This window comes from Winogradskyella sp., assembly GCF_028289625.1.
Lineage (GTDB): Bacteria > Bacteroidota > Bacteroidia > Flavobacteriales > Flavobacteriaceae > Winogradskyella.
Genome location: NZ_JANQOM010000008.1, coordinates 12,952 through 28,323 on the forward strand (window position 1 = coordinate 12,952; position 15,372 = coordinate 28,323).

The 15,372-nt window shown below is 36.0% G+C and carries 9 protein-coding genes; 2 read left to right on the forward strand and 7 right to left on the reverse strand.

Annotation, left to right across the window (positions count from 1 at the left end; genetic code table 11):
• The first annotated feature begins 25 nt into the window (after positions 1-25).
• Positions 26-478 carry a hypothetical protein gene (locus Q0992_RS00970; RefSeq protein ID WP_299519360.1) on the forward strand — a complete coding sequence of 151 codons (453 nt, stop codon included), beginning with the start codon at positions 26-28 and terminating at the stop codon, positions 476-478.
• Positions 479-492: 14 nt separating this feature from the next.
• Here Q0992_RS00970 and Q0992_RS00975 read toward each other — a convergent pair whose 3' ends face one another.
• The 7 genes from Q0992_RS00975 to Q0992_RS01005 form a co-directional block, all read right to left on the reverse strand.
• A complete protein-coding gene (locus Q0992_RS00975; RefSeq protein WP_299519362.1) occupies positions 493-1,137 on the reverse strand; it encodes a hypothetical protein in 645 nt (214 codons plus the stop codon).
• A 122-nt stretch (positions 1,138-1,259) separates the two neighbouring features.
• A complete protein-coding gene (gene murC / locus Q0992_RS00980) occupies positions 1,260-2,612 on the reverse strand; it encodes a Mur ligase family protein (protein ID WP_299519364.1) in 1,353 nt (450 codons plus the stop codon).
• Between the two features lie 164 nt (positions 2,613-2,776).
• On the reverse strand, positions 2,777-4,180 hold the full coding sequence (locus Q0992_RS00985; protein WP_299519367.1) for a TolC family protein: 1,404 nt from the start codon (positions 4,178-4,180) through the stop codon (positions 2,777-2,779).
• A 3-nt stretch (positions 4,181-4,183) separates the two neighbouring features.
• Positions 4,184-5,539, reverse strand: coding sequence for an HlyD family efflux transporter periplasmic adaptor subunit (locus tag Q0992_RS00990; protein ID WP_299519369.1), 1,356 nt, complete (start codon positions 5,537-5,539; stop codon positions 4,184-4,186).
• Positions 5,540-5,550: 11 nt separating this feature from the next.
• Positions 5,551-7,212 (reverse strand): peptidase domain-containing ABC transporter, encoded by a 1,662-nt coding sequence (locus tag Q0992_RS00995; RefSeq protein ID WP_299519371.1) that lies wholly within the window; start codon positions 7,210-7,212, stop codon positions 5,551-5,553.
• Positions 7,199-7,891 (reverse strand): TetR/AcrR family transcriptional regulator, encoded by a 693-nt coding sequence (locus Q0992_RS01000; RefSeq protein WP_299519374.1) that lies wholly within the window; start codon positions 7,889-7,891, stop codon positions 7,199-7,201. Before Q0992_RS01000 ends, Q0992_RS00995 begins: the two co-directional genes overlap by 14 nt.
• A gap of 117 nt (positions 7,892-8,008) precedes the next feature.
• Positions 8,009-8,962, reverse strand: a complete 954-nt coding sequence (locus tag Q0992_RS01005; RefSeq protein ID WP_299519377.1) for a tetratricopeptide repeat protein — start codon at positions 8,960-8,962, stop codon at positions 8,009-8,011.
• 151 nt (positions 8,963-9,113) lie between these two features.
• Between Q0992_RS01005 and Q0992_RS01010 the strand changes: the two genes are divergently transcribed.
• Complete coding sequence (locus Q0992_RS01010; protein WP_299519380.1) at positions 9,114-15,371, forward strand: alpha-2-macroglobulin family protein; 6,258 nt, start codon at positions 9,114-9,116, stop codon at positions 15,369-15,371.
• The last annotated feature ends 1 nt before the right edge of the window (position 15,372 follow it).

Consider the following 15,372-nt stretch of genomic DNA (forward strand, 5'->3'; position numbering starts at 1 on the left):
TTTGAATAAACCAATTATTTTTAAAATGAAAAACCTAGCGCTACTATTTAAAATTTCTACAATACTTTGGATTATATGGGGACTTGTCCATGTGCTTGCTGGCGTGATGACCATGCGAGGTATATTAACAGATGATATTACCGCCTCTGTTGCCGGTATCGCAGATGCTGTGGATCCAGATACTCTCAGAGTGGATTATCCAAAAGCTTCAGGAGCTATAATTGGGCAACATGGTTTTAACCTATTTTGGATTGGTGTTGTGACGTTTATTTCTGCTTTTTACGTTTGGAAAGGCAATAAAAATGCCATTTTCTTAGCCGCTATAACTGGTGGTCTAGCGGATTTAGGCTATTTTTTATTTATGGATTTGGGTGGCTATGTAAAGTTTATGCCAGGCACTGTGATGACCATTGTGTCCTCCTTTGCTATTATATTAAGTTTCTATGCTTATTTTAAAACGAAAGCAGCGACTAAATAATTCATTAAACCAATTCACTCTTCTACTAAATAACTATCCAATCGTCTTACAATCGATGGAATATCCTCACTTACAAAAGAGGATGTATTGTAGATAAGTCCATAGCCATCCGCATAATAAATATGATCCAATCCTGGGGATTGGCTTCCATTATTTAAAATCGCATAACGTTGCGAGTAGGTGCTTATAAAACTACCAGCCTCAACGGTAATCTCATTATCCAAGGCAATTAACTGGTCATAGACAGTTCCCCAATCTGAGGTAGTCAAAACTCGAGCCGTGAAATGATTATTAGTGTATTTGATTCTACCATTGTCTTTCACCAAATAGCCCAAAGAATCCCTCAGCAACTCAAAATGCTCACCGTTAGGGTTGCAAAAGGCAATGCCAGCTTCGTTACCTGTGGTCCATCGTCTAAACTTGTAATAGGTTTTATTATTTAAAACTTCAGTGCTTACAATGCTTACAGAATCAATGACACCAGTATCCTCATAGGTCTGCGTCGTAGCATTGTATTGGTAATTTTTATAAACCCATTGATTGCCTACGGTGAGCGCATAAAAATTTGAACTTGGATCTTGATGATCTTGATTATGATCCGAGGTGGAACAAGAAAAGGCTACTAAGGCGAGAAAGCATAAATAAACTGTTCGTTTCATGATTGTTGTGATTGACTAATACTTTGAAACGTAAAGCTGCTTTATCTTTTTTGAGGTTGGTTAAACTAAATAATTTAACGCTTTGAAAAACAAAATATTGTATGAAAGGCGGTGAAATCAATTTAAAACAATCGTTTAACCTCATCAAAATCCAAACCTCCATAATTGCCTGAGCTCATTAAGAGCAACGCTTTATTTTCAAAATTTTGAGAAAACAAGAAATTTTTAAAATCATCTGGATTGGTGTAGATAATTAAATCATCACATTGAAAAGCATTTGAAATTTGTTCGTGTGTTACTTCTTCCAGCTTTTTAATTTGAACTGCATGCGGTGAATAAAACACTACAGCAATATCAGCAGCATCTAAAGCGCCTTTATATTCCTTTAAAAATTCTGCGTTTAAACTGCTATAGGTATGCAACTCCAAACAGGCCAACAAAGCCCTGTTGCTATATTGTTCCTTAACCGCTTTCGTCGTGGCTTCTACCTTACTTGGTGAATGCGCAAAGTCTTTATAAGCCACACTTTTAGAGTTTTCTGCAATTTTCTCCAAGCGTTTACTCGCCCCTTTAAAGGTAGAAATGGCTTCGTAAAAATCATCTTCATCTATACCCATATGCTGGCAGATCCATTTGGCACCTGCTAAGTTGTTTAAATTATGCGCACCAAAGACTTCAATCGGCATAGGCCCTTCTGGAGTTTCTAATAAAGTTTCACCATCTTCAACGGTATACTCGGGAGTCGTATAGGGTATTTTTCGTATTTGATTCTCCGAAGCTTCCACGACACGTTTGACTTCAGCATCTTCTTCGTTGTAATTAATACTACCACCTAAAACAATGGAATCAATAAAGATTTTAAACTGCTCGACATAGTTTTCGTAGGTTGGAAACACATTAATATGATCCCAAGCAATGCCACTTAACAAAGCAATATTCGGTTTGTATAAATGAAACTTTGGTCGTCGGTCCATCGGTGAGCTTAAATACTCATCCCCTTCCAAAACCATAAAATCATTGTTTTCAGTCAGTTTTACCATCACATCAAATCCTTCCAACTGCGCTCCGACCATATAATCCACATCTTTATCGTGATAATGCATTACATGTAAAATCATAGAGGTTATGGTTGTTTTACCATGGCTTCCACCAATAACAACACGTGTTTTGTTTTTGGCTTGCTCATACAAAAATTCAGGATAACTGTAGATTTTAAGACCTAACTCTTGGGCCCTTAGCAGTTCAGGATTATCCGCTTTGGCATGCATTCCTAAGACTATAGCATCTATATCTAATGTGATTTTTTCTGGATACCAACCAAATTCTTCCGGCAATAAACCTTTAGCTTTTAACCTTGATTTTGAGGGATCAAAAATTTCGTCATCACTCCCAGTAACGTTATAGCCTTTGTTATGAAGTGCCAAAGCCAAATTGTGCATGGCTGCACCGCCAATGGCAATAAAATGTACGTTCATAGTTTTGCTTTGCAACAAATATCAATCTACAAAAATCAAATTCCAAATAACTCTCCACCTATTATGTCAATTCGAGTGAATTCTATTCATTTCAATCATAGAATTCACTCAAACCGACAGTTAAGAGATTGCCGCGCGAAGCTCGCAATGACATTCACGGGTTTTTATAATTCAGGATTTACAGCTAGACTATTAAATAGCTTTGCCTTGGTACTAAAGAACTTAAACTCGATAGAAATGGCTTTCAACTGGCTATCAATCAGCTTAGATTCACGAGAATTCACCAAAAACAAAGAGCTTTCTCCTAGTTCAAACTTTCGTTCTTCAGCTTGCAGTAAGCGCTCGGAATCAGTCACCATTTGCTGCGTAATATCATTTTGCAATACATAAGAATCAAGTTCTTGTTGTAAGGCATCTATCTTATTCCTAAGGTTGACTCGCGTAGCATCGATTTCGAATTCTGTGTCTTGTAATTTGATTTTTGCCAATCGTAAATCCCCGCGTTCTTTCCTTAAGAATAATGGAAAACTAATATTAAGACCTCCTTTATATTCTGCTGTATTAAACGTACGAGCTACATCTGGATTTTCAGTTAAGAAATTATATTCCACATCCACTTTTGGCAATAACTTATTAGCTTTTAATCTAGTATCAACTTCCAAACTTTGTAATTTGTAATCCAAAGAAATCATTTTAGGATGCGCTTCTACTATAGCTTCATTATCTTGTAATTGATTAATGCTAAAAGTCATATCGATAATCGGCTCAGAATTAACATCTGGAATGACATTGGGTTGTAGTTCCACAGGAATATTATTTTCTAGCCATAAGAATGTCGATAATTCTAAAGCTGCTTTCAATAGTTTTACGCGTGATTGTTCTAGGCTTAAACGACGTTGATTAATGGCAATCCTGGCTTCTACCACATCGATTTGAGCACGTTCACCAACTTCTGCGCCACGCTCTACACCTCTAAATCGTTGCTCGGCATTAGTGAGGAAATTTTGAAATAACAACAACTCATTATACGCTTGTAACCATTTAAAATAAGCCATTGAAGCTTCAAATAAGATGTTGTTGACAAAGATATCTCGATCTGCTTTGGCTTGTTCTCTAAATAATTTCGCCTGCTTTAAAGAAGCCATACGATCATTTATTAGAAAACCTTCTGCCAGAGACATTTTAACTCCAGCCGAATATAAACCATCATCTGGAACGTCAAATTCAGGATTTAAAAAGTCCCCTGAATTTTCTTCAAAGGTAGCCTTAAGCTCAATCCCATACCAGGTTGGAATTTTAAACATTCCATTGAGCTGATCCCAATACTCTTGTCCTTTAAACTTCTTTCGGTCGTAATCTACTTCAAACTTTGGATCAAAAGCTCCCCTTGACCTAAGCAGTTCTGCCTGACTTTCGTCAATGACTAACTCTGCCTGCTTGACTATGGGGTGAAACTTTTTAACATACGCCAAGTACTCGTCAAACCTCAGTATTTCAGAAATATTCTCTGTCTGCCCAAAGCTCGAAAAACCGATACATATTAGAAGTAATGTGCTTAGATACTTCATGATTTATTTTTTGTCTTTTTTAGAACTATCACTGCCCTCAGGTTGATAATAATTAGGTGGGAAACCATTTAACTGCCGCCATAGCTCAAACCATATAGGCACGTCCTCTAATAAGGCGATAGTTCTTGCCCCAGAACCAGCTCTTATATCTTTCGGCCAAGGATGATCCTCTGGGTCTGGCTTTAATAGCACCCTAAATCTGCCATTAGAACTTATAAAACGTTCTACAGCTACGACCTCAGCACCGTAAGTACCGTAGGACACATTCGGCCATCCGCTAAAGATAATTGCCGGCCATCCATCAAACTGAATCCGAACTTTTTCACCTTTATGAATTAGAGGTAAATCTAAAGGTTGCACATAAGTTTCAACAGCTAAATCAATATTTTCGGGTATGATGCCTACCAGCTCTTCACCTTCCTTAAAGGTTTGCCCTACTCCACCGCGAAATGCTGTATTTATAAAACCATCATAAGGTGCCGTGATGTATTGCATATCTCGCCTTAGTTCATAATTTGAGACCAAGTTTTCTAATTTTTGCACATCTGCCTCAGTACTGAATTGACTGGATTGGGCTGAAAATTTTTCACTACGGGCCTTAGAAATCTTATCAGCAAATTCCTGCTTTACACGATTTATTTCCAATTTGGCATTAGTGACTTCTGTTTTGCTCACCAATAATTTTGCTTCTTGGGATGTTTCTTTTGCTTGGGTTTCTTGAAGTTTTATGGCGGCATCTTCCAAATGCTTTCTAGCTACAAAACCGTCTTGAAATAAACTGTCTGCCCGATTGTATTTGATTTGGGCTATTCTTAGATTGGTACGCGCTGCAACCAAATCTATACTATCCGCTTTTACCTTCTGTTTAGCCTGAGCTAATTTATTGTCGGCTTGCTCTAGTTTCAATTTACGTTCGTTTATTAATGCACCTATTCGCACCTCTTGTGCTTTTACTTTTTCTTCGTACGACTTCGCAGAAAACTCCTTAGCATCTCGCTGTTGTTCGGTTCGTTCTACCAAATTAGGATCAAAATACTCACTTTTAATCTCTGCAATCTGCATAATGGTGTCGCCCTTTTTCACCGTTTGGCCTTCTCGTACATACCACTTCTGAATACTCCCTGGTATAGGAGATTGTATGGTTTGAGGTCTTTGCTCAGGTGTCAGTGAGGTCACCTGTCCTCTTCCTGAAATATTTTGCGTCCAAGGCAAAAACAAAATGATAAGACATACAATTGCAAAACCGGTTAAAAATTTTTTGCCCTGCTTGTAATAGTCTTTATTAAAAACATGCTTTGAAGACTTATACTTCGTTAAGTCAACCGTTTTATTCAATGGGTTTCTAGATATATTTAACATGATATTTTGCTTTAAACGATTTCACCTCTTTTTAAAGTAATTGTATCCGTACACTCACTTGCCCAGTCATTATTAAAACTGACTACAATTAGTGTCCATGGATTAGATTGATCTGTCAAGAACTTTATAAGTTCTTGAGCTTCCTCGCGTTCAAAATGTTCTAAAGGATCTTCTAACAATAATAACTTAGGCTTGCGTACAATCGCTCTAGCCAATATTAACTTTTTGGCTACGGTGTATGAGGTTTGCTTTGCTTCAGGATAAATTATAGTATCCAAACCTTTTTCGGTATCCTTAATATATTCTGATAGCTTTACATTTTTCAGTGCCTCCCGAACTTCATCTAGCGAGATGTCTGGATCACCAAACGTAATGTTATCCTTTAAGGTACCTTCAAATGGAGTTTCATCAGATAAAGCAACACCCAAATTGGATCGGTATTTGTTTGTATGAATACTTTTTAAGTTAACATCATTAAGATAAATGACTCCTTCAGTGGGTTTAATTATACCAGCAATTAGCCTCAATAAGCTTGATTTTCCTGCACCACTTGCACCACGAACCAGAACCTTGCTTTTTGCCTTAATATTCAAAGAAATACTCTTTAATATTGGCATGGGTCTATCAGGAACCGTATAGCTTACGTTATCAAGTTGAATATTAAAATCATCTGTAAAAACCGGATCTTCACCTTCTTGACTCTCGATTTTCTTATCAACGACTTGTCCCATTTTTTCTAGAGATGTTAAAACATCATAAAAAGATTCCAGACCCAAAATGAGCTTTTCAACTGAGGTGATAATCAATAAGATAATAATCTCAGCAGCAACGAACTGACCTATGTTCATTTCCTGACTCAGCACCAACAAACCGCCAATGATTAAAAGCCCTGCAGTTACAATGACCTTAAAGCCAATCATTTGAATAAATTGAAGTACTAAAATCTTAAAGTGATTTTCTCGGTCTTTCAAATAGCCATCTACCAAATAATCGTTCTTGCTTAATGCCATTGTCGTTTTACCCGACATTTTAAAACTGATAATTGATCGTGCTACTTCTTGTATCCAGTGGGCTACTTTATATTTTTGTTTGGATTCCTTTAAACTGGTCACCATACCGCGTTCTATGGTGTACTTAAATACGACATATATCAATACAATCAATAAAATACCAAAGGCAATAAAGAATGGATGATACAGTGATAGTAAAATCAATGCAAAAACAATCTGTAAGGCTGCTGCCGGTACATCCAATAAGAGTTTCGCTAGGCCTTTTTGAATATTAAGGACATCAAAAAAACGATTTGCTAATTCTGGTGGATAGTAATTTATCAACTCATCCATCCTTATTTTTGGGAATCTGTAGGTAAACTCAAAAGATGCTCTCATAAAAATGCGTTGTTGTATCGTTTCTATGATTCGCATCTGCATTAATTGCAGAACACCAACAAATGCCACACCTAAAGTAACAAGTATTACAAGTACGATCCAAGACGTGCTTACCTGCGCACCTTGAATGAGGTTTATAATGGCCTGGATTCCTAAAGGAAGCGTCAGTGCTATGAGTCCTGAAAATACAGCATAATATAAAACCTGGGTTATATCTTTTCGCTCTAGCTTTAATATGCCAACGAAGCGCTGCCAAGGAGTTAATAGTGGTTTATTTTGATCCATGAGTTGTTGTCTTTAATGCGTTTTGGGTTAGATTTAGAAAAAATTCTGTAGGTGTAACGTTCTTACCACAGTCCGTAATAGAGCTGAAATGTACCTTCAAAAAATGTTGATGTAATGCACCTTCTACAATAGTGCTTGCTAAACTCAAGGGAAACTTGTAATCCGAGTTACAACTTTTAATTATTTCACTCAAACGTTTAATCAATCTTTTGTATATAACAAAGTAACCCTCTTTATTTTCGCTATCAACTTCTTTAGTTAAGTATGATTTTGAATATTCATTAATAATTATCCTATTAAGAATAACTTCATTAATATGTGTATAAGTAACATCTTCCTTTATGGTGCGAGTTACCACCTCTATAGCTTTCAATAACTGTTCTTTATTGTCAGGAACATTATGCGTAGCAAAAACCATTTGGTACTCTATCCAAGCCCAATACCAAGATGTCAAATAAAGGAGCAGCTTATGCTTACTTTCAAAATAGCGGTAAATTGAACTTTCGTTAGAACCAATTTTTACTCCCAATTTTTTAAATGTAAAACTATCGAAACCAATTTCATCTATCAACAAAATACTATGCTCAATAATCCGCTTACCCAAATCTGAGGACTCTGGATCTTTGATATAGATCTTATCAGGCACTGCAATCTTTAAATTTGATAGTAGATTAATCATATTTTAAATTTTAGATTGCAAATATAATAGCAATACTATCGATTTTGCGTATTTAACAAATATTTAGGCTATTAAAAATAGTTATAGATATTATAAATAAAGTTTATGATTTGATTGTTACAGCTTGGAAATAGTGACTTTTTCTTTTTGAAAAACTTTGATTTTTGGCAAGCCAGCAATGGCTTTATCAATCCATATAAGTGCTTCTTCTTTATTCTCTTTATGCTTGTAGATTTGAGCTAAGCGATAATAAGCCCAAGCTTTTGGAACTCCATCTTGTGCAGAATGATTTGCTAAATAGGCCTTAAGGCATTTTTCACCTTTGTCTAACTGAATATTATAATCTGCACAGACTTTTCCTATTTGATAATGCATGGCATTACGTTGGTGTTTTTTATGTGCTTTTTCAATATTGTCTATGGCCCGATCTGGCTCGTCTTGTTCTTCATAAAAGTTGGTTAATTTCTCATAGCACGTTACCGAACCTCCAACTTTAATAGCAAGTTTATAATATTTTTCCGCCAGTTCTGGCTCATCATCATATTCATAAACATAACCTTTGGCCAAATACCCGTCTACTTCCGATAGATTTTGTAACTCGCTAGCATACTTTAATGCTTTTGAAGTACTACCACCAACAATCCCTGGAAGTGACACATATAACTCTACCAAAGCCCAGCGCGTATCAATATGGTTTGAATCTAATTCTGCTGCTTTTAAAAAGGAGCGTTTTACATCACCAATAAGACCCAATGCTCTTAGTTTACTTACACTTAAAGCTTTCATACCTAAAGCACCTCCATACTTGTAATGGTAATTAGCATTATTGGGTTCATCCTCAGCCAATGTTTTATATTGCGCAATGGCTTCATCCCACTTTTTCTGATGCCCAAAAGCGTCACCCAATAATTCTACAGCTTCCTTGTCATTAGGATTAGATTTCAAAAAGGACTCCATTTCCTGTTGTGCTTTTTGAAAGTTCTTCTGATCTAAATAGGATTTTGCATTCTCTTTTGAAGCCTGGGAAAAACAAAACGAAGACATTAAGATTAACCAGAAAAATCTATTCATACCTGATGCAATTTTTTACAAAAATACAATTTATTAACGTGCGCATTCACTCACAAATTGCTTAACTTAACTCATTGAAATGTCGTATTGCCCATTTTGAGCTTTTTTTGGAATACCTTTTGAAGGTATTTTGCTGAAAATATTATTATCAATGAAAAACCTTATCCCAATACTAATGCTAATTTGCTTTGCTTCTTTTTCTAATGCACAGAATAATTTTGACGACCAATGGAAAAAGGTAATCAAATTTGAAAATGAAGGTTTAACCAAGAGTGCAGCCAAACTTGTTGACACGATTTACAAAGAAGCTATAAAATCTAAAAACGAACAACATCAGATTAAGGCACTGCTTCATAAGAGCAAATATATGCTTACCCTTGAAGAGGACGCACAACTCAACATTATAAACCGCTTTAAAACTGAAATTGAAAAAGCAGATAAAGTCGTAATCAAGCATCTACTTGAAAATATGTTAGCCACCCTGTATTGGCAATATTTTCAACAAAATCGATATAGGTTCTATAACCGCACCAACACTAAAAAAAAAGTTAGTGACGATTTTAGAACCTGGGATTTAGAAACCTTATTCAATGAAATTCATGTCTATTATCAACGCTCTTTAGAAAATGGACTCTTACTTCAGCAAGAATCTTTAGAGAACTATAAGACACTTCTAAATGAAGTTGAAGGTTCTAAAACCTACCGGCCAACCCTATACGATTTGTTGAGCCATAATGCGCTTCAATTTTATAAAACCAGTGAAAATAGTATCACTAAACCTACCTATCAATTTAAAATTGAAGACAAAGCCCTAATTAGTGATAGTGAGCAGTTTATTAATGTTGATATATCCTCTAAAGATTCACTGTCCTTACAACGCAATGCGCTTAAAATCTATCAGAACCTTATAAAGTTCCATAGAGGCAATGTAGTTACTAAAGCTTTTGTTAGTGCAGATATAGAACGTTTAAAATTCGTAGCGCAACATGCCATTTTTGACAGCAAAGATGATTTATTAATACAGACACTCAAAGCTAAAGCTGAATCCATAAAGAGTTCCCCCCTTTCAGCTTTATATAATTTTGAATTGGCTTCGGTGTATCGCCAATTGGGCAATCAATACAACAGCAACTCATATCAAGGTGAAGTTGATGAGAACCATCGTTGGAAGTTTAAAGACGCTGTAGAATTATGCGATGCTGTTATTTCTAAATATCCTGAGAGTGATGGTACAAAAGCATGTGAAATTTTAAAAGCACAAATTCTACTACCAAGTTTAAGACTGCAGACTGAGGAATTTATTCCTATCAATTCAGCTTCTCGAATTTTAGTAAACTACAGAAACTTAAAATCACTCGATTTCAAAATATATGAAGTTGATATCAATCAGATCAAAACGTTTAATCAAACCTACAATGCAGAGGACAAAGTGAAATTTTTCAAGAAGCTAAGTCCAATGCTATCATTTTCAAGCACTTTAAAATCTGAAGGAGATTATCAAGAACACAGTACGGAAGTCATCATACCTCAATTGTCCAATGGTTTTTACCTCATTAAAGCCGATACCAATACTAAGGATAGTGTATTTGCGGCCACCCATATTCAGGTCACTAATTTGGCATTGATTGAGAGTAACGAAAATAACATCGTAGATTATCAACTCATAGATAGGAATAACGGATTGCCTATTGCTGATGCCGTGATTAACATCACCTACAGAAATAACAGAAATAAACTGTTTTCAAAAAAGTTGTCTACGAATCGTTTTGGGAAATTTGAATTCAAGAAAGACAAAAATTATTACAGAGGTGTTGAAATAAGAGTCGATTATAAAGACGATATTGCATTCTTCGGAGATTACTACATTAGTAGAACGTACAATCAGAGAACCGATAACGAGACTCGATACAGAACATTTCTGTTTACAGATCGAAGTATTTATAGACCTGGGCAGACGGTTTACTTCAAAGGTATAGTTACCAAAACCAAAGATGATAAATCATCGATTGTAGAAAACGAAAAAGTCCTTACTACACTTTACAATGTAAACGGTGAAAACATCACTGAATTAGAACTCGCCACAAATGAGTTTGGGTCGTTTCATGGTGAATTTGTATTGCCTAATGGTGGGCTGACAGGTAATTTTCATATCGCAAATAATGTAAAGAATTTTGTGAATACAGGACGCACTTATTTTTCAGTTGAAGAATACAAACGACCAAAATTTAAACCAGAATTTCAACCCGTTACAGAGACTTATAAAGTCAATGATAGTATTACAGTAAAAGGGACTGCAGTCGCTTTTGCTGGCAGCAATATTACTGATGCAAAAGTAGTATATCGCGTTAAGCGCCAAGTGCAATATCCCAGTTGGTGGTATTGGAAACGTCCTAATTATTACAATTCAGAACCACAAGAAATTACGTTTGGAGAAAGCCTTACTGATGACTCTGGTAATTTCGAAATTACCTTTAAGGCACTTCCTGATGAGTCGGTAGCCAAGGAAAATCTCCCAATATTTAGATACGAAGTTACAGCAGATGTTACTGATATTAATGGTGAAACAAGGTCTACAAATACAGTCATAAATGTAGGATACCATGCTATGACTTTAAATATTGTGGCACCACAAACCATTGATAAATCCAAAAGAGATATTGAAATTTCCTTAGTTTCACGAAATTTAAATGGTGAAGATGTCCCAGCAAAAGGGATTTTAAAAATCTATAAACTTGAAGCACCTCAGAATGTCCTAAGACCTAGACCATGGAAGGCACCAGACTATCAAGTCATTTCCAAAGAAGAGTTTAAACGTTTATTTCCTCATGAACCCTATAATAATGAACATCTTTCAATCAATTGGCAAAAAGGGGAAGAAGTCTTCAGTACTGATTTTAACACTGAAAAAACTAAAACCATTGCTCTAAAAAAGCTAAAAAGATGGGATTCGGGGAAATATATCATTATTGCTGAAAGTAAAGACAGATTTGGACAAAATGTTAAAGGCGAAGTATTTACATCTATTTATAGTAATACTGACAAAACCATTGCCGATAATCAATTATTTGAAGCCTCGTTAGATAAGGATAATTACAAGGCTGGAGATATGGCTAAGCTCACTATTGGATCCGTAGCAAAAGATATTACAGTTACCGTCGAGATAGAAAAAGATGGTAAAATCATTTCGACACAACTTGCAAAACTTAGTAACTCCAAGCAATCTTTGAATATCCCTGTTGTGGAAAGCGACCTTGGTGGGTTTGAAATACATGTTGGTTTTGCGGCTTTCAATGCTTATGTACAACAAAGTTTTAGGGTTAATGTACCTTATCCAAAGACCGATTTGGAAATTGAAACCACAACGTTTAGGGATAAGCTAAAACCTGGGCAAGACGAAATCTGGAGTTTCAAAATTAAAGGCCCTAAAGGTGATAAAATCTCCGCTGAATTATTAGCTAGCATGTACGATGCATCTTTGGATGAATTTAGAGAACACAATTGGAATTTTAGCCCAATTACCAGACCCTATTATTACGGTAGAATTAATAAAAATTCTGGGCAAAGTTTTGGCAATACTAGCTTTAGGTTATTTAATCGTTTTGGAACTATTGCCAATTTAAATCCCCAAGGGTTTGATCAACTAAATTGGTTTGGGTTTTATTTTGGAGATCATCGCAATATGTGGAAAACAAAAAATTCAGATATAGTCTATGCACCAGACAATATTATGGTTCTTGAAGAGTCAGTGGAAGATAATGAAATGGCATTTGCTGTAGCACCAGCTTCGGCTGGGGATATGCCACAAAATGAAAGGTCAAATTCTTTTTCGAATGATGACATATGGACAACAAAAAATTCAGACGAAAATTATAATTTGAAAGAATCAGATGGAGAATTTGGCAATACCCAAATCCGCAAAAACCTTAATGAAACCGCATTTTTCTTTCCGCAATTACAAACCGACTCAGAAGGAAGCGTAAGTTTTAATTTTAAAGCTCCTGAAGCCTTAACCAAATGGAAATTACAATTATTGGCACATACCAAAACTTTAGAAAGCGCAGTTACAGAACTGGAAGCAGTCACACAAAAAGAGTTGATGGTGATTCCAAATGCACCTCGTTTTTTAAGAGAAGGCGACCAAATAAGTATTAGTACAAAAATTGCAAATCTTACAGATAAAAAGTTATCTGGAATTGCTCAGTTATTTTTATCAGATCCAATTACTGGGAAATCTTTAGATAGTGAATTATTGGTAACTGAGGCTCTCGAAGTTACCAATAAAAATGGGGAAAATGTCGCTTCGAGAACCTCAGCGACCAAAAGTTTCATTGTAAACGCCAAAGGAAATAACCAAATAACGTGGAACCTTACCATTCCCAAAGGGATTCAAGTTGTTCAGTACAAAGTTATGGCTAAAGCAGGTGATTTTAGCGATGGCGAACAAAATGCATTACCTGTTTTATCCAATAGAATGCTCGTAACGGAAACCCTACCTATGTGGGTACGTTCTAATCAAACGAAGACGTTTAGGCTCGATAAATTGGCAAACTTAAATTTGGTACCTGATGTGGTTACAGAGGGAACTCGAAGTACTCTTGAAGGCACCAATAAAGACACTTCGAAAACCTCAGTATCCACATTGAGACATCACAAACTGACCCTAGAGATGACCTCCAATCCAGCATGGTATGCGGTTCAGGCCTTGCCTTATTTAATGGAGTATCCTTATGACTGTAACGAGCAAACCTTCTCAAGATATTATGCCAATGCCTTGGCGCAACATATTGTAACATCCAACCCAAAAATAGAAGCAGTTTTCAACCAATGGGCTTCAACAAGCTCGGCCAACACTGAAGACGCACTTTTGTCAAATCTTGAAAAAAATCAGGAATTAAAGTCGTTATTGATTCAAGAAACACCTTGGTTATGTGATGCACAATCCGAAACCGAACAGAAAAAACGTATCGGCTTATTATTTGACCTTAATAAAATGAATAATGAGCTAAGTTCAGCATTGCGCAAACTAAAGAACAATCAGTTACCTTCAGGTGCTTGGCCGTGGTTTAATGGCGGCTATGCTAACCGTTACATTACACAGCATATCATTTCTGGCTTTGGCCATTTAGATAAACTGGGTGTCGCTTCGAGTGACCTCAGCGATCAAAATGAAATGGTAAAAAACGCTATTCAATATTTAGATACAGAATTTGTCAAAGAATACAACGATATTAAAAAGTACAATAAAGATGCTGATTTAACTAAGGACCATTTATCGTATATGCAATTACACTACTTGTATGTTCGTAGTTTTTATCAAGACATAAAACCATCTAAAGAGGTAGATACCATAATCAATTATTACAAAAGTCAGATTAAAAACTATTGGTTGTCACGTCCATTATATGCCAAAGGTTTAATGGCATTAATCATGCATCGAATGGATGAAGCTGAATCTGCCAGTAAAATTCTGAAGTCATTGAAAGAAAACAGTATTACTTCGGAGGAATTGGGTATGTATTGGAAAGAAAACACCAATTCTTGGTATTGGTATCAAGCTCCTATTGAAACACAAGCCCTATTGATTGAAGCCTTTTCAGAAACTGGGCCTGTCATTCAGAGCGAAGCGAAGAATCTTGAAGATATCGACAACTTAAAAATCTGGTTGCTAAAGCATAAGCAAACCAATCAATGGAAAACTACTAAAGCAACAACAGAAGCTGTGTATGCGTTACTGCTTCAAGGTAGTTCTTGGATAGATGCAACAGACATTGTGGATGTAAAAGTTGGTAACGAAACCATTTCACCAAAGACTTTAGAAAACGTAAGACCAGAAGCTGGCACAGGATATTACAAAACGTTTTGGAATGGTTCTGAAATTAAAAAAGAACAAGCCGATGTCACCATTGCTAAAAAAGGAGATGGTATTGCTTGGGGAGCCTTATACTGGCAATACTTCGAAGATTTGGATAAAATTACCTCAGCTGAGACCCCTTTAAAGCTCAACAAGAAACTCTTCTTAAAAACCAATACAGATACAGGTGAAGAAATTTCAGAAATCACTTCAGAAACTAAACTAAACGTCGGAGACTTGGTAAAAGTCCGTATAGAATTGCGTACAGACCGTTCGATGGAATTTGTACATCTTAAGGACATGCGTGCAGCAGGTTTTGAGCCTATCAATGTCTTTTCACAATACAAATGGCAAGATGGTTTAGGGTATTATGAAAGTACCAAAGATGCGGCTACGAACTTCTTCATAGATTATCTCCCTAAAGGAGTTTATGTCTTTGAATATGATCTTCGTGTTAATAATGCTGGTGATATGAGCAATGGTATCAGTACCATTCAATCTATGTATGCGCCAGAATTTAGTAGTCATAGTGAAGGAATTAGGGTAACTGTTCAATAGA